At 65.0% G+C, this 15,580-nt stretch carries 19 protein-coding genes and 1 pseudogene; 12 read left to right on the top strand and 8 right to left on the bottom strand.

Going from position 1 to position 15,580, the window contains the following annotated elements:
- Positions 1–39: 39 nt before the first annotated feature.
- From P9255_RS23445 to P9255_RS23455, 3 genes are all read right to left on the bottom strand, one after another.
- Positions 40–564 (bottom strand): hypothetical protein, encoded by a 525-nt coding sequence (locus P9255_RS23445; protein WP_309790794.1) that lies wholly within the window; start codon positions 562–564, stop codon positions 40–42.
- Entirely contained in the window at positions 561–1,115 is a 555-nt protein-coding gene (locus tag P9255_RS23450) for a hypothetical protein (protein ID WP_309765313.1), read from the bottom strand. The genes P9255_RS23445 and P9255_RS23450 overlap by 4 nt, the downstream gene beginning before the upstream one ends.
- A gap of 270 nt (positions 1,116–1,385) precedes the next feature.
- On the bottom strand, positions 1,386–2,453 hold the full coding sequence (locus P9255_RS23455; RefSeq protein ID WP_309765312.1) for a sigma-54 dependent transcriptional regulator: 1,068 nt from the start codon (positions 2,451–2,453) through the stop codon (positions 1,386–1,388).
- Between the two features lie 623 nt (positions 2,454–3,076).
- Here P9255_RS23455 and P9255_RS23460 point away from each other — a divergent pair.
- The 9 genes from P9255_RS23460 to P9255_RS23500 all read left to right on the top strand — a co-directional run bounded on the left by P9255_RS23460 (position 3,077) and on the right by P9255_RS23500 (position 9,860).
- Positions 3,077–3,439 carry a hypothetical protein gene (locus tag P9255_RS23460; RefSeq protein ID WP_309790495.1) on the top strand — a complete coding sequence of 121 codons (363 nt, stop codon included), beginning with the start codon at positions 3,077–3,079 and terminating at the stop codon, positions 3,437–3,439.
- Between the two features lie 84 nt (positions 3,440–3,523).
- The gene (locus P9255_RS23465) at positions 3,524–3,841 is read left to right on the top strand and encodes a DUF883 family protein (protein WP_309765310.1); all 318 of its coding nucleotides are present in this window, start codon (positions 3,524–3,526) and stop codon (positions 3,839–3,841) included.
- A 39-nt stretch (positions 3,842–3,880) separates the two neighbouring features.
- Complete coding sequence (locus P9255_RS23470) at positions 3,881–4,090, top strand: hypothetical protein (protein WP_309790496.1); 210 nt, start codon at positions 3,881–3,883, stop codon at positions 4,088–4,090.
- 353 nt (positions 4,091–4,443) lie between these two features.
- On the top strand, positions 4,444–5,847 hold the full coding sequence (locus tag P9255_RS23475) for a sigma-54 dependent transcriptional regulator (protein ID WP_309765308.1): 1,404 nt from the start codon (positions 4,444–4,446) through the stop codon (positions 5,845–5,847).
- Between the two features lie 201 nt (positions 5,848–6,048).
- Entirely contained in the window at positions 6,049–6,249 is a 201-nt protein-coding gene (locus P9255_RS23480; RefSeq protein ID WP_309765307.1) for a hypothetical protein, read from the top strand.
- A 233-nt stretch (positions 6,250–6,482) separates the two neighbouring features.
- Positions 6,483–6,719 (top strand): hypothetical protein, encoded by a 237-nt coding sequence (locus P9255_RS23485; RefSeq protein WP_309765306.1) that lies wholly within the window; start codon positions 6,483–6,485, stop codon positions 6,717–6,719.
- A gap of 191 nt (positions 6,720–6,910) precedes the next feature.
- Positions 6,911–8,359 (top strand): alpha,alpha-trehalose-phosphate synthase (UDP-forming), encoded by a 1,449-nt coding sequence (otsA, locus tag P9255_RS23490; protein ID WP_309790497.1) that lies wholly within the window; start codon positions 6,911–6,913, stop codon positions 8,357–8,359.
- Between the two features lie 114 nt (positions 8,360–8,473).
- A complete protein-coding gene (locus tag P9255_RS23495) occupies positions 8,474–8,827 on the top strand; it encodes a chemotaxis protein (protein ID WP_404980402.1) in 354 nt (117 codons plus the stop codon).
- A 124-nt stretch (positions 8,828–8,951) separates the two neighbouring features.
- Positions 8,952–9,860, top strand: a complete 909-nt coding sequence (locus P9255_RS23500) for a YihY/virulence factor BrkB family protein (protein WP_309790498.1) — start codon at positions 8,952–8,954, stop codon at positions 9,858–9,860.
- 144 nt (positions 9,861–10,004) lie between these two features.
- Here the strand turns inward: P9255_RS23500 and P9255_RS23505 are convergent, their stop codons facing one another.
- Entirely contained in the window at positions 10,005–11,492 is a 1,488-nt protein-coding gene (locus P9255_RS23505) for an RNA polymerase factor sigma-54 (RefSeq protein WP_309765303.1), read from the bottom strand.
- A gap of 515 nt (positions 11,493–12,007) precedes the next feature.
- Between P9255_RS23505 and P9255_RS23510 the strand changes: the two are divergent.
- Both P9255_RS23510 and P9255_RS23515 read left to right on the top strand, forming a co-directional pair.
- Positions 12,008–12,353 (top strand): annotated as a pseudogene (locus tag P9255_RS23510) (BON domain-containing protein).
- A gap of 307 nt (positions 12,354–12,660) precedes the next feature.
- Positions 12,661–12,897: a hypothetical protein gene (locus P9255_RS23515; RefSeq protein ID WP_309790499.1), complete on the top strand. Its 237-nt coding sequence runs from the start codon at positions 12,661–12,663 to the stop codon at positions 12,895–12,897.
- A gap of 157 nt (positions 12,898–13,054) precedes the next feature.
- Here P9255_RS23515 and P9255_RS23520 read toward each other — a convergent pair whose 3' ends face one another.
- Complete coding sequence (locus P9255_RS23520; protein ID WP_309765300.1) at positions 13,055–13,507, bottom strand: PA2169 family four-helix-bundle protein; 453 nt, start codon at positions 13,505–13,507, stop codon at positions 13,055–13,057.
- A gap of 186 nt (positions 13,508–13,693) precedes the next feature.
- Between P9255_RS23520 and P9255_RS23525 the strand changes: the two genes are divergently transcribed.
- On the top strand, positions 13,694–13,933 hold the full coding sequence (locus P9255_RS23525) for a hypothetical protein (RefSeq protein ID WP_309790500.1): 240 nt from the start codon (positions 13,694–13,696) through the stop codon (positions 13,931–13,933).
- A 65-nt stretch (positions 13,934–13,998) separates the two neighbouring features.
- On the opposite strand, the gene P9255_RS23530 is transcribed toward P9255_RS23525, so the two are convergent.
- The 3 genes from P9255_RS23530 to P9255_RS23540 form a co-directional block, all read right to left on the bottom strand.
- A complete protein-coding gene (locus P9255_RS23530) occupies positions 13,999–14,574 on the bottom strand; it encodes a hypothetical protein (protein ID WP_309765298.1) in 576 nt (191 codons plus the stop codon).
- Between the two features lie 64 nt (positions 14,575–14,638).
- Positions 14,639–15,013: a DUF1488 domain-containing protein gene (locus P9255_RS23535; protein ID WP_309790502.1), complete on the bottom strand. Its 375-nt coding sequence runs from the start codon at positions 15,011–15,013 to the stop codon at positions 14,639–14,641.
- Positions 15,010–15,558: a DUF4142 domain-containing protein gene (locus P9255_RS23540; RefSeq protein ID WP_309790503.1), complete on the bottom strand. Its 549-nt coding sequence runs from the start codon at positions 15,556–15,558 to the stop codon at positions 15,010–15,012. Before P9255_RS23540 ends, P9255_RS23535 begins: the two co-directional genes overlap by 4 nt.
- Between the last annotated feature and the right edge of the window lie 22 nt (positions 15,559–15,580).

Here is a 15,580-nt window from a genome sequence, read left to right on the forward strand (position 1 = left end):
TGCGGCCGGAATCGCGCTTCCTCTGCGCGCCTTTCGTCGCTACTGCAGATTTCCCCAGCGCTCGACGGCAGGCTCCGCGGACGCCCATTTCCATCCTTCGGTCTGCTTGCAGGCAGTGGCGATGAACCAGTCGGCGTGCGCGTTCGGCTCGTCGCCGTCCGCGACCGAGAACGCAAATTCCTTGCAACTCGCGAGCGCGTTGTCGAACGTGCGCAACACGCGGACTTCGCCGTGGCCGTTTTCAATCGGCAGCGTGTGCTTCACCTTCCACGGCCGAGTCTCGCCGACCGCCGAACCGCCCGCCGTCGCCGCGATCGCCATTTGCTGATCGGTGTGGAGCGACTTCGACACGCGCTTGACGGCTTCGTCGGTCGCGGCCTGCACCGCAATGCCGACGCCGATGCCGATCGCGGGATTCGTCGTCACCGCGCCCGTCGCCACGCCGGCGAGCGCACCGGTCGCCGCGCCGATCGATGCGCACCCGCTCACGGTCGCGCACGCCGCCGTCACGGCGGTCAGCAGCGCGAGGCGCAGCGCCGCCGGATTCGTCAGCCGGACCGTCATTGCAACGAGCCCCAGCGCGGCGTAGCCGGTTCTGCCGACGCCCACTTCCACTTGTTGCCGTCGCGGCAGACGGACGCCACATAGAACGCGCTGTCGGCGGCGCGATCGGTCGTCGCGTCGCGATCCACGGAGAAGACGATTTCCTTGCAGTCGAGCGCGCCGCTGCTGATGGCGCGGCTGACCGTCACGCGGCCTTTCTCGTCTGCTTCGAGCGGCACCGAGTGAACCGCGACCCACGGCGCAACCGCGCCGACGGCGAGCGGGCCGGCAGCGGCGGCGATCTTGTCCTGGGTGTCGGTGTGAATGACGCGTTGCGTGTACTGCACGCCCGCGCGCGCCGCCGCGACCGCGCCGAGGCCGATGCCGGTGGCCACTGCCGCGTTGTCCGTCACCTTCGCGGCGACAGCCGCGCCCGCGATACCCGCGCCCGCCGTCGCGCCTTCACTGTAGAGCGAGTTGCACCCGCTCAAGGTCAGACACGCGATGGCGCCGGACACGATCGCGGTGAGCGCGGCGACGCGTCGGCCGCGCCGGGGGACACAGATCTGCATGTTGCTTGTTCCTTCGTCTGCCGTTTCTTGGCGCTGCGATCGAACGCACGCGGCTAAATTCTTCTTGCGATTCAACGCCCGCGAATGCCGTGACGACGCGAAGGCGCGGCGCACCGCAGGCATCGCGCATTTTGAAGCAAGCTTCTAATAACCGGTGCCGGAAAATTGCAAGAAATTGCAAGCGGGCGGAACGCGTTGCACGCCGCGTAAAGTTGACGGTGTCAGTCAGGACCGGCGACGAAGCGAACGTCCGGTCCCGAGCCGCTCGGATTAGCTTTCGCTGGACGAAGAGGGCGTGTCGCCGCCCTCGCTGTCCTCGTTCTCATAGGCGCCGAGGCGGTTGTACAAGGTCTTGAGGCTGACGCCGAGCGCCTTTGCCGCGCGTCGCTTGTCGCCGCCGCAATGCTTGAGCGTGCCGAGGATGATCTGCTTTTGCGCATCGGCGAGCGGCGTGCCGACCCAGACGTTCATCGCGTCGCCCTGCGTGATGGGCTTCTTCACGCGCGATGCCAGATGCGGATGCGCGATCTCCACGGTCTTCTCCGCGAGAATGAACGCGCGATACACCGTGTTCTTCAGCTCGCGGACGTTGCCGGGCCACGAATACGTGCGCAGCACGTCGAGCGCGCGCTTGCTGAACGCCTTGTTCGTGCCTTCCTGCGCGTTCATCTCGGCCAGAAAGTGCTGCGCGAGCAGTTCGCGGTCGGCGTCGCGTTCGCGCAGCGGCGGCGCGCGCAACGGAAAGACGGCGAGGCGATACATCAGGTCCTCGCGCAGCCCGTTCTCCTTCACGGCGGCGACCGGGTCCCGATTGGTGGCGGCGATCACGCGCACATCAGAACTGATGAGATCGTTGCCGCCGACGCGAAAGAACGTGCCGGTTTCGAGCGCCCGCAGCAGCTTGACCTGCCGGACCGGCGACATCTCCGTCACTTCGTCGAGAAAGAGCGTGCCGCCATTCGCGTGCTCGAAGTAACCGACGCGCCCCTGCACCGCGCCCGTGAAGCTGCCTTTTTCGTGGCCGAACAGTTCGGCTTCGATCAGGTTGTCGGGGATCGCACCGCAGTTCACTGCGATGAACGGCGCGTCCTTGCGCGCGCTCTGGTCGTGAATCGTTCGCGCGACGAGTTCCTTGCCGGTGCCGGACTCGCCGATGATGAGCGCCGTGGCGTCCGTCCCCGCGACGCGCTCGATCTGCGAGTACAGCTCGAGCATCACGGGCGACGAGCCGTACAGCAGTCCGTAAGACTTCAAACCCGGCACATCGCCCGCAGTGCGCTTCTTCTGCGCGGGTGTATCGCCTGCGACGAGCGGCGGGTCAAGATCGGTTGACGCCATAGGTCCTGATGGTTCCTGAGTTCTGCGAATGTGGTTGGGCGGGCGGCCGCGCAGCATCGGTCCATACGGTCGATAGAGGCGCGCCGCCGAAGCGGGCAGGGGCGCAAAACGCGGTGCACGCGGGCCTCGGGCCGCAAATCGTGCTGTGACTTCCTCGCGCGGCATGACGCACGCGCCGTGGTGACCGTCCGCTTCAGCGATGACGCGCTGGCGCTGCTGTCCTGCTCGCGATGGCGGTGAGCCGATTCCTCTCTATGCGTCGGTCCAGAGCCGCGCGGCGCGCATCGCACGTTAAATTGCCGTGTTCCTCGTGCTTCGCCGTCGGCGACTCTATCTCATAAACGCTATTTAACCATTCGCAACGATATTGCGGCAATCCGCTCTTGAAGGCCCGAGGGCAAATTGTCTGACTGCCCGCGACGGCGGCGGGCGCTTCCGGAAAGGTTCGCCCTCTGCGCCGCGAAATTACAAGCCGACGGCGTAAGACTTACCCGCGAACGCGTTGTCCGACGGCGTGCGGCTGCTCATGCTGCCTGGCACGATTGCTGCTCTTTGCTGTGCATCCTTATTCGAATGCCCGGGACCGTGGCGAAACACAGGGCAGTGCGAGAGGCCGACACATCATGGAAGACATTTTCGAATTCGATATCGCCGCACGCGAGAGCCGCGTTTCAGCCGGCGCCGCGCGCTCCGCGCGAGGCGGCCGTACTCGCCCGCCCGGCGATGGGAAGGAACTCGCGGCGGGCGAGGCGATCGACATCTATCACTGGGCCGCGGTCGCGCTGGTGACGGCGCTGATGTGCGCGGTGCTCGGCTACGCGGCGGGCACGCCGGCGCTGGCGCGCGCGGCGAACGTGACGAGCCTCGTGTTCGGCGTGGCGGGCGGCATGTTGACGGCGAGCGGCATCGTGCGCCGCCTGCGCGCCCGGCTGACGGCGACCGGCGCGCACGAACCGTTGACGGTGTCCGTTGCCGAAACTCGGTAACCGCAATGACCGCAATGACCGCAATAACCGCAATAACCGCTGAATCAACCCGGAGTGGCAAACCCAATGTGGAGGACTGATTCCATGAGTCATACGACTGTCCAGCTTGCGTTGGGCAAGCAGAAGATCATCGAGGACATCAAGGTGCTGCTCAACGACTCGGAAGAGTTGCTGCGGCTGTCGGCGACGCTGCCGGGCGAGGGCGTCGAAGCGCTGCGCTCGCGCCTGCGCGATCACACCGACACCGCTCGCGCCGCGCTGGAGGATGCCCAGGCGAACGCGCAAAGCCGCTATCGCGCGGGGATCGACTGCACCGAGAAGTACGTGCGCGAGAACCCGTGGAACTCGCTGGGCATGGCAGCCGCTGCCGGCTTCCTGCTCGCCGTCCTGATCTCGCGCTGACCTGACATCGAATCTCAATAACGACAGGAGAAACACGAAATGGCACGTTCTTCGATCGGAGTGTTCGGGGCGCTGTTCGCTGTCGGCAGCGTGCTCGCCTGGAAGTGGATGCAGTCGCAGGACGGCACGGCGCGCCGTCTGGGACGCGATGGGCGTCGCACCGTGTCCTCGTCGCGGCGGCGCTCGGCGGTGAAGGGCGACGAAGTCGTCGGCGGCACGGCTGACGCCTGGCACTTCCCGCGCAGCTGATCGCCGCCGGGCCGTTGAACGGCTCGACCGCAACGATACGACGCATCCACGATGCAGACGCACGCCGCCCGGCGTGCGTTTTTATCTTAATAAACCCTTATAATCGAGAAACCTCTGCCATAAGTGCCCTATCAGTGGCCTATAAGCGGCCTGATTGGCAATACTTACGGCGGCAGCCCCCAAGCGTGCGGAAGTTTCGGAAATTATTTTATTTTCTGCGCCTTAACCCGGTTCGTCAGCCCTGACGCCCGGCCGCAAGACGCACCGGCCCGGACGGCGTCCCGCCGCCCGGAGACGACCACGCCGCCACGCGGTGTGTGACCCTGAAACGCTTTGGAAGAATTCGAGACGCAATGCCACACGTATTGATTGTCGATGACGATCCCAGTACCCGCGAGGCGCTAGCCGCGATCATCGGCGAAGATGGACTGACGACAGCCACCGCCAGCGATTTGCGCGAGGCGCGCATCCAGCTCGTGAGGCAGACGCCGGACGTCGTGTTCACGGACCTCAAGCTGCCTGACGGCACGGGCGTCGACCTTTTCGAGGATCTCGATCCGCGCTCGGGCGTGGAAGTGATCGTCATCACCGGACACGCGACCGTCGAGTCGGCTGTGAGCGCGCTCAAGATGGGCGCGACCGACTATCTGGTCAAGCCGATCAACATGCAGCGCGTCAAGGCCATCCTGTCGCGCCTGCCGCGCGCCGGCGACCTCAAGGCGGAAATCGGCACCTTGCGCGGCGAATTGCGCCGCATGGGCCGCTTCGGCCTGATGCTCGGCAATTCGCCCGCGATGCAGACCGTCTACGACCAAGTCGGCCGTGTCGCGCCGACGGCGGCATCGGTGCTGCTGATCGGCGAATCGGGTACCGGCAAGGAAGTCGCGGCGCAGACGCTGCACGAGCTGAGCCTGCGTCGCAAGCATTCGTTCATCGCGGTGAACTGCGGCGCGATCTCGCCGAACCTGATCGAATCCGAAATGTTCGGGCACGAGCGCGGGTCGTTCACCGGCGCGGATCGTCAGCACAAGGGCTATTTCGAACGCGCGAACGGCGGCACGCTGTTCCTCGACGAAATCACCGAAATGCCGATCGAGCTGCAGGTCAAGCTGCTACGCGTGCTCGAAACCGGCATGTTCATGCGCGTCGGTACGACGAAGGAACTTGAAACGGACGTACGCCTGATCGCCGCGACCAACCGCGATCCGGAGCAGGCCGTGCTGGAAGGCAAGCTGCGCCTCGACTTGTATCACCGGCTGAACGTGTTTCCGATCAACCTGCCGCCGCTTCGCGAGCGTGGCAAGGACGTCGAACTGCTGGGGCAGGCGTTCCTCGACGAACTGAACGCCCGTTACAACACGCGCAAGGACTTTCCGCCGGCCGTGCGGGACATGCTCGCGTCGTACAACTGGCCGGGCAACGTGCGCGAACTGAAGAACTACGTGCAGCGCGCATACATCATGTCGGGGTCCGACTCGGACAGCACCGCGACCGTGCCGCTGCAGATTTCGCTGTCGAAGCCATCGGCGGGTACGGCGGTGACGATTCCGTTCGGCACGTCGCTCGCGCAAGCCGACCGGCAACTGATTCTCGCGACGCTCGAGCAGTGCGGCGGCGTCAAGACGCGCGCGGCGGAAATTCTCGGCATCAGCCTCAAGACGCTCTACAACCGGCTCGTCGAATACGGCGAGGACGCGAACAAGGCGGCGGTAGGCGAAGGCGTCGACCCGAGCGACTCGGACAGCGAAAATACCTGATCTTCGGTTATCTTCACACGAAAATAACGCCCGCTGCTTGCAAAAGCGCGGGCGTTTTTGTTGGCAGGCGCGCTTTCAGCAACCATAATGGGGTCGACGGACGCGGAGCGACTCAGGAAAAGCGGAACGCGCCTTGCGTGACCGTACGTGCATGCGTCGCTGACGGATGCATCCACGACACAAGACCGCAAGGAGCCCGCCATGTCCGATTTCGACCGCGCGCCCATTAGTGCGCAGACGCCCCAGCCGCCGGACCCGCCGGTGACGCCGCCCGATCAGCCGCCGCCGACTCCGATCCCGCCCGATACGAATCCGGACCCGACGCGCGATCCCCCCGAGCAGCCGATGCAGCCGATCGGCGACCCGCCGCCGGGACCGGGCGACGCGCCTCCTGTGGCCTGAGCGCACCGGCGTCTTCCGGACCGATTCACCGAAATTCGTGCAAGCCTTAATAAGTTTTCAATTCCGAAGGTAGGGATTACAACGAATGACGCAAGAATGACCGGCGGCGCTGTCGCTGCCGGTTCTTTTTTCTGAGAGCGCGCCTGGGTCCACTGCTTTCGCAGGCAGCGGGCAGGCGCATCGGTCTGACGCCGCCGAGGTCCATTCACGACGGCCTTCTTTCTGGAGGCACCATGAGGCATCCCGCACTTCGACGCTCCGCGCGTCACTCGTCCAAACGCGAAGCACGCGCCGAAGCGGCCAAGAACGGCACGGCGCAGAGCGCGTCGCCGCCGCCCGCCGAACACGATCCCGCCGGGCAGAATCGCCCCGCGCCTGGCGCTCCGCCCGATGGCGAGCACAACCAGGGCGGCGTGCGTCGCGAGGGCATCGACTATCAGCGCGATCTCGGCTCCGAGCAGGACGCCTGAATGCCGCGTTTGCGCGGCGCATCCGGCACAGCAAGAAAGTTCGACGCCGCGGCCTCGCGCCGCGCGTTTCCGTTCGTCCGTAACATCTCGATACGAATTTATGAATCGGATCATGCGCAAAACGGCATAGGATTTGCATTCCCTAAGGCGTCCATTCGGGCATGCAACGACAACTGAGAGGTGAGCCTGTAATGAGCAGATTGATCGTGGTATCGAATCGCGTCGCGCCGGTTCAGGAGGGCAAGCCCAGCGCGGGCGGTCTCGCTATCGGCGTGCTGGATGCGCTCAAGGAGACGGGCGGCGTATGGTTTGGCTGGAGCGGGGAAATCGTCGGCGAAGCGGCTGCGCCGGTCGTCGAAAAGAACGGCAATGTCACTTATGCGACCGTCGGACTGACGCGCCGCGATTATGACCAGTACTACCGCGGCTTCTCGAACGCCACGCTGTGGCCGACCTTCCACTATCGCAACGACCTGTCGCGCTTCGATCGCGAGGAATTCGCCGGCTACATGCGCGTCAACGCGACGCTCGCCGCGAAGCTGAAGACGCTGCTGCAGCCCGACGACATCATCTGGGTTCACGACTATCACATGCTGCCGTTCGCGCAGGAGCTGCGCAAGATCGGCGTGACGAACCCTGTCGGCTTCTTCCTGCATATTCCGTTTCCGGTGCCCGAAGTCATGCGCACCGTGCCGCCGCACGAAGAACTGATGACGGCGATGTGCCAGTACGATGTCGTCGGCTTCCAGACGGACAGCGACAAGCAGTCGTTCGTCGATTACATCGAGCGCAGCGGCCGCGGCCATGCGAGCGAGGACGGCATGTTGCAGGCATTCGGCCGCATGCTGAAAGTCGGCGCGTATCCGATCGGCATCTATCCGGATGCGATCGCCAAGGCCGCCGAGCAGTTCTCCAGCCGCAAGCAGGTCAAGAGCCTGCGCGACAGCATGCGGGGCCGCAAGCTCATCATGAGCGTGGATCGCCTCGATTATTCGAAGGGCCTCGTCGAGCGGTTCCAGGCGTTCGAGCGGCTGCTGCTGAATGCGCCGGGCTGGCATGGGCGCGTGTCGCTCGTGCAGATCGCCCCGCCGACGCGCTCCGACGTGCAGACGTACCAGCGCATTCGCCAGAACCTGGAAGGCGAGGCGGGGCGCATCAACGGGCGGTTTGCGCAACTCGACTGGACGCCGATCCAGTACCTCAACCGCAAGTACGAACGCAATCTGCTGATGGCGTTGTTCCGTCTCTCGCAGGTCGGCTATGTGACGCCGTTGCGCGACGGCATGAATCTCGTCGCGAAGGAGTACGTCGCATCGCAGGATCCGGCCGATCCGGGCGCGCTCGTGCTGTCGCAGTTCGCGGGCGCGGCGGATCAGCTGCCGGGGGCGCTCGTCGTCAATCCGTTCGATCTGTCGCAGATGTCCGAAGCGCTGGAGCGCGCGTTGTCGATGCCGCTCGCCGAGCGTCAGGCCCGCCACGCCGACATGATGGCGCCGTTGCGCGAGAACAATCTCTCCGTGTGGCGCGACTCGTTCCTGTCCGATTTGCGCAGTGTCGCCACGGCGACGTCCGTCACGGAAAAGACCGTGAAGACGGTGAAGCAGGGCGCAGCGACGGCGAAGCGCGCCGCCCGCGCGTGAAGCTCGCCGTTCGCCGATGCCCCGCGTATCGCAAGAACGCGGGGCATTTTTTCGCGCATGGAACGCGGAACGGGTCTTGCGTTCCCGTCATCGACACAATCGAAGGAGGTCATCATGACGGGAAGCACACTGAATCCGCCGGATGAGGGCGGCGTTGAATGGGGCAAGGGGCACGGCACGGGCGCGCTCGGACCGAGCGATTCATCCGATAGCGGTTCGGACGTGCAAGGCGAAATGCGCCGTCCGGGCGACATCGAAGACGAACTGGACGCCCATGCGCTCGGCCTGTCCGACGCCCAGCTCGACAGCGACACCGACCGCGCCGGCACCGGCGAGGACGCCTCCGCCGACGGCGACAACAACCTCGAAGTCTACGGCGATATCCTGCCCGATCAGGTCGAGGACGAAGACGTGGAGTCGCTGAGCGACGACGGCGCGGACCCGGCCGGCGACGACGAACGCATCTGAAGTCGCTTGCTCGATAACGGAGTCGAGGCGCGTGCGGACGATTTCCGCCCGCGCCTTTTTACACGCATCGCACGCGGGGACGTTAACATCGGCGCTTGACGCACCACTCGCCCGCTTTCTGCCGATGACCCGCGAAGTCCCGAATCCGTCCGCTCCGCTCGCCGAAGGTCGCACGTCGCGGCTCGGCTGGCTATCGTGGGTCGCCGATCCCGTCACGCAGTGGATTCAGGACCGTTGCCTGATGTTCTCGGCGTCGATCTCATTCTTCGCCGCGTTCTCGCTCGCGCCGACGCTCGTCATCGTGATCTCGGTGGCGAGCGTCTTTTTCGGCGCGGATGCCGTGCAGGGCCGCCTCTTCGACGAGATCAGCGGCGTGGTGGGCGCGGATGCCGCTCACGCGCTCGAGGCGATCGTCGCCAACGCATGGCAGGCCGACATGGCGCGGCGCACGGCGGTCTTGTCCATCGCAGGCGTGCTGATCGGCGCGTCGGCGACATTCTCATCGCTGCATAGCGCGCTGAACGTCATCTGGCCGACGCCGGCGGTCAGCACGCGCGACAGCATCTTCGCGATGCTGCGCGTGCGGCTCGTGTCGTTCGGCCTGGTCGTCGGCGCGGGATTGCTCGTGGTCGTGCTGCTCGTGCTCGATGCGCTCGTCGAAGTGCTCGGTCACTGGGCGCTCGGCGACGGCAATCCGTTCGTGGTCCTGTCGACGCTGACGCGCCGCGCGATATCGCTCGCGATGCTGATGCTCGCGTTCTCGGTGCTGCTCAAATTCCTGCCGACGACGCGCATGCGCTGGCGCGATGCCGCGCTCGGCGCCGCTGCGGCCGCGCTGCTGTTCGAGGGCGGCAAGCGGCTCTTCGCGTTCTATTTGCAGCACGCCGGGACGGCGAACATGTTCGGCGCGGCGGGCTCGCTCGCAATCATCCTCATGTGGCTCTATTACTCGGCGGCGGTGTTTCTGCTGGGCGCGGAACTGTCCGCCACGGCGGCGCGCAGGCGCACGCATCGCGAGTCGGGCTGGCGATAGAACGACAGGGCAGCCGTGCCCGCTGAAAAAAAAGGCCGCCTGTGGAAAGGCGGCCCTGCAGCTACGCTCCGTTGATCCCGCTCATGCGACTCAGTTGACCGGGTCGTCGCTGAACGCCGGAGCGCCAAAACGCTTCACGGTGCTTCAAGCCTGCCTGCGCAGTTCGGCGGGCGGCACCTTCATCAGATGCCGATACTTCGCCACCGTGCGGCGCGCGACGATCACGCCCTGATCGGCGAGCATCTTCGCGAGGCTCACATCCGACAGCGGGTCGCGCGAGTTTTCCTTCGAGATCATCTCCTTGAGCAGCGCGCGCACCGCTGCGGCCGAGCACGTGCCGCCGCTTTCCGTTGACAGTTCGCGCGGGAAGAAGTGCTTGAACTCGAAGATGCCGCGCGGCGTCGCCATATATTTGTTGCCCGTCGCGCGCGAGATGGTCGATTCGTGCAGGCCGAGTTCGTCGGCGACATCGCGCAGCACGAGCGGCTTCAGCGCGATTTCGCCGTAATCGAAGAACGCCTTCTGATGCGAGACGATGCATTCGGCCACGCGCTGAATCGTCGTGAAACGCTGCTGCGCGTTGCGGATCAGCCAGCGCGCTTCCTGCAACTGCTGCGCGAGCGGCGAGCGGCTCGCCCCGGCCGATTGCGCGAACAGTTCCGCGTACATGCGATGGATGCGCGCACGCGGCAGCACCGCCGGGTTGATCGTCACGACCCACTGCTTCTTCACCTGGCGCACGATGACATCGGGCACCACGTAGTTGTCCTCGCTCTGGCCGTAGTTCTCGCCCGGCTTCGGATCGAGACGGCGCACGAGCGCACACGCGATGCGCAGTTCTTCCGCGGTGCAGCCGATCTTCTTCTGCAGCTCCGCCTGTTCGCGGCGTGCGAGACGTTCCAGATGATGCGCGACGATCTCGCGCGCCACATCGCGGCCCGGCGTGTCGGCGGGCATCGCGTCGAGCTGGAGCGTCAGGCATTCCGAAAGATTGCGCGCGCCGACGCCCGGCCTGTCGAGCGACTGCACGAGCTTCAGCGCGATGCTGAGTTCGTCTTCGCTGATGGCGGGCTCGATGTCGACGACGTCCGCGAGTTCGCTCAGTTCCTGACGCAGATAGCCGTCGTCGTCGAGCGCTTCGATGATGAGTTGCGCGACCGCGCGATCGCGGTGGTTCAGCTGATACATGCGCAGCGAATCGTGCAGCGTTTCATGCAGCGACGGCTCGATGCGGACCCAGTCGGCGGGATCGGAGCCTTCGCCGTCGCCGTTGTTGCGCGATGCGCTGCGGCCGAACGGGTCGGACGAGAACTCGCTCATGGAGTCCTCGCGTGAACTGGAGTCGGCGCTGGCTTCGCCGTCCATGCTGGATTCGGCGGCAAGCGGCGCTTCCGTCGCGGTATCGGTGGAAGTCGAAAGCGAGCTGTCGCTCATCGAGTTGCCGTTATCCGCGCCGAGCGCGTTGTCCTCGGTCTGCGATTCGTCGTATTCGAGGAAAGGATTCGTGTCGAGGGCGTTCCGCAGTTCCTGCTGAAATTCCAGCGACGAGAGTTGCAACAGCCGGACGGACTGCTGGAGCCGTGGCGTCAGGGCCAGGCTTTGCTTGGTGCGGAGTTCGAGTGAAGGCGGCATTGCTTGCTAATCCTCGAGTGTTCGTACGTGATCGATATGTTCGCGACCACACTCAGAGCAACGTCCATGCCATCGACGGCTAAAGCCATGCTTCGACTACGTTTTCGCTTCGGCAGAACTCACCGGGAACCGTGCGGACGCGCGCTTTCCACGCCATTTTTACACGGGTTCAGACAAAAGAACGCGGGTTGCGCACGGTGCTGCCCGCACTCGCCGAACGTGCGTCAGAGCTTGTCGACGATTTGTCACCGGGCCGGCTGGAGACCGCCCGACAAGGGCGACGAGGCGCAACGAACGCTCGACGAGCGCGACAACCAAGCGATCCGGCACGCTAGTTGCATAAGAATCGATGCGTTCGTGCGGCGACGCGCGGACCAATCGAGGCAACAACGATCGTCACAAAGAAAGCGGGGCGCCTCGTGCGCGTGTGGGCCGTAAGACCTACGGCGAACACGCGGGACAAGTCAGCGTGACAGGGGCGCGCAACACTAAAACTGAAAAGAAGGAGCATTGCCATGAAGACGACTCAATTCCTCAAAGCAGCCGGCGGTATCGCATGTGTGGTGTTCGCGCTGAACGCGGGCGCGCAGACCAACTCGGCGGCGTCCTCGTCGGGCGCAACCGATACCTCGGTCGGCCAGAAGGTTGAACGACAGCGCGGTGACCGCAAAGGTCAAGGCCGAGTTGCTTAGCGCGAAGAACGTCAAGTCGACGCACATCCACGTCAAGACGCGCGGGGGCGTCGTCTCGCTGACCGGCACGGTGCCGTCGGCGGAAGACAAGACCGCCGCAGCCGAAGTGGCGAAGGAAGTGTCGGGTGTTGCATCCGTGAAGAACCATCTCAAAATCTCTGCCAAGTAACACGGAAGTGATGGCATAGTTCGTATGCCCGGCTCGCTGAAGGCGGGCCGCGCTCGAAACAGCTGGACCGGAACCCGCGCGGGGTCCGATGATTCGTCGTCGCGGCGAGACATCGGACTTTGGCGCGGGTTCATCGCATCGGGCGGCGTTTTTTGTATCGCCCTTGCTTGCATCAACTGGCACGTGCATCACCTCGCAGCATGTTCGAAACCCTAAAAACGAAGGACGGCCTCAGGTCGTTACTCACAGGCGGCTCACGACGCGTCGTGCACACGGCGCTCGAAGGCCCCGGCAAAAGGAGCTCTTCATGAAGACGAAAAAGATGGCATTGATCGGCGCGCTGGCGCTCGCATTCTCGACGACGGCGTTCGCACAGGCAGCATCGGATGCGGCGGGCACGGCTGCTCCGGCTTCCGGCGCGCAGACGACGAAGAGCAAGGGCACGACCCTGCATCAGCAGAACAAGGCGCACAAGCTCAAGGGCGCATCGGCGGCTGCGGCTGCATCCGCGCTCGGCACCAACGACAAGGGACAGCCGCACTGATATCGGTTGCAGCGGCGTCCGACGAACGGCCACGCAAGTGGCCGTTTTTATTCGATGACGCGGCGCATCGTCGCCCAACAAAAACGCCGCCCGAAGGCGGCGCAGCGATGCTCGCAACGCGTCATGCCGGCGCGGGGCCGGCATGCGTCGCGATGACTTACGACTTCGCGGCTGCGTACTGATCGCGCAGATCGCGGATGCGATCGTGGTTCTCGATGACACCCTGATACTGGCGTTCGACGACCGCGCGGACATCGGCCGGCAGGTCCTTTTCGAGCGCCTGGCGATAGTTCTTCTTCGCAGCGTCTTCACCGCGCTCGCATTCGGCGAGGACCGCGTGATCGCTGTGGCCGCTGACGGCGGACTTTACATCGACCCAGCCGCGATGCAACGCGCCGGAAACCGAACCGCCGGTTTCGGGCTTGCCGCCCAGACGCTGCACGAGGTCTTGCAGTTCGATCGCGCCTTGCGCGCACGCTTCCGCGCGGTTCTGGAACAACAGCTTGAGACTCGGATCGCGCGTATCTTCGGCGGCCTTGAGGAAACCCTTCTCTCCGTCCTTCGAGGTTTCGATGAGATCGTTGAGTACCGATACGACGTTCGTGCTCATAGGGATACCTCCTTTTGTTAGCGAATTGGTTTGAGCGCTGCGTCCCCTCGGGGATGCGCCTGCGCTTCCTGTCGCACGACCCGTGCCCGGATCACGGCCTTGCGCGCGGCATGTGACTTGCTGGTTCCGCGCACCAGACGCCTGTCCCACGCAGGACGGCGCAAGGACAAGGCAACAGGAGAATGAATGAAAGTGCTGAATGCGCTCGCGAATCGCGAGTTTCTTGTGCTGGTGGCGATCGTCGTATCGGCGCTGACGTTGCATGTCCGCGAGCAGGTCGTCGACCGTCCAGCCGTGGCGCACGCGAACTACACGCTCATGTGCGAACCTTTCGCGCCGCCGACGAAGAAAGCGAAGCTGCAATCCGCGGAATGCGACGTGCCGGCCGGCGCGCATCCGCCCGGCGTCGAGCGTCCCTGGGTGTGACGCGATAAAAGAGCCCCGAAGCTTGGCGGTTCGGGGCTCGGTCTGGATTGCTTATCCGATGGACCTCACGCGCGCGGCTGCGCGAATTCCTTCACGGGTTGCGGCGGCTTCAGCGGGTCGAAGTCGCTCCAGCGTCCTTGCTTCCAGCGGCCGGACGCGCGTTCGATATCGAGCCCGCCCGCTTCACGCAAGATCGACGCCGCGCGGTCGTGCGTTTCCGGCGACACATGCACGGCGACGAGCACGCCCGACGTGCGCGTCGGTTCTTCCGCCTGCATCGGGGCGTCCGGCTTCTTCTTCGTATGCGACATCGCGCCCGCGAGCGAGCCGATATACGCGCCGACACCGGCCGCCACCACCGACACGAACAGCGGCGCCTTGAAGACGGCGAAAATCGCCGCGCCGATGATCGCGCCGATGACCGCGCCGATCGTCACGCCCTTGCCAGCGCCTTTCGGTGCGGCGCCCGCGCCCTTGTCCGTATGCACGTCGCCGCCGATGGGAAACCGCGCATGCTGTCCGCTCGGATTGACGAAGAAGAGCGTCACGTCTTCTTCCACGAAGCCGTCTGCGAAGAGCCGTTGCGCGGCCGTTTCGGCGGCGGGAAAAGTCTCGAATCGGCCGGCGATGATCAGGGACATGTTCCCTCCTTTTGAGATGTGAATGGCGTGGAATCGGCGAGCGTTGCTCGCTGTGTGAACGGCATCATTCGGGTTCCAGTCCCGCGACGCGGAAGAGTCCGCTGCGCAGCACGACGGGCTGGCCGCCGTTGTCGTCGAGCGCTTCTGCGCAGACTGCGCGAATGCGCGCCGCGCCGTTTTCGAACGCAGGCATCAGATCTTCTTCACGTGGCGATGCCGCGCCGAAGTGATCCTCGAGCGCTTCCGCGCTGATCGAACAGACGACTGCCTCGCCGTCGACGAGCGCGGTGAAATGAACTGCGAGGTCGTCGCCGTCGAACACGGGGCGTTCTTCCGAAAACGTGATGTGCATGGTCGAGTCCTCATAAGCCGGTCGGGGACCGGCGGGCGCGCGAACGGGCAGGCCGCCCGCGCGATCGGTGTTGAGCCGGGCGGTCATGGCGCGGACTTAGTCCTGGCGAGCTGCTGCGCCATCGCATAGTGATGGCGGATGATCGGCAGCGCCTTCGCGGCGGCGGCCTTCAGCGCGGCATCGTTGCCGCTTTCGCTTTCCTTCGCGAAAAGTTCGACGGCCTTCTGATGCGCGGCCAGCGCGACCTTTTCAATATAAGCCTTGTCGAAGTCCGCGCCCTCGAGATTTTGCAGGCTGCCGACGACCGACGAGTCCGAAGCCGGCGGCGTCGTGATGCCGTGGCGCTTCGCGATCACATCGAGGTTGCGTGCGAGCTTCGTATGATCGGCGATCATTCGCTGTGCGAAGTCCTTCACCTGCTTGTCGGCCGATCGCGCGAGCGCGAGCTTGCTAGCGGCGATTTCCGTCGCGCTCGCGGCGCCGGCGTCCTGGATGAACTGCTGATCGACGGTCGAGAGCTTCTGCGTCTGCATCTTGCCCGCGCCGTCCTGAGCCTGCGCAGGTGCGAGCGCCGGGAGCGTGGCGAACGCGGCAAATGCGAGGGCGATGAAGCACGATGAAACGCGTGGCATCGGCGGGCTCCGGTGGTCGTGT

Origin of the sequence: Caballeronia sp. LZ019 (assembly GCF_031450825.1) — a bacterium.
Lineage (GTDB): Bacteria > Pseudomonadota > Gammaproteobacteria > Burkholderiales > Burkholderiaceae > Caballeronia.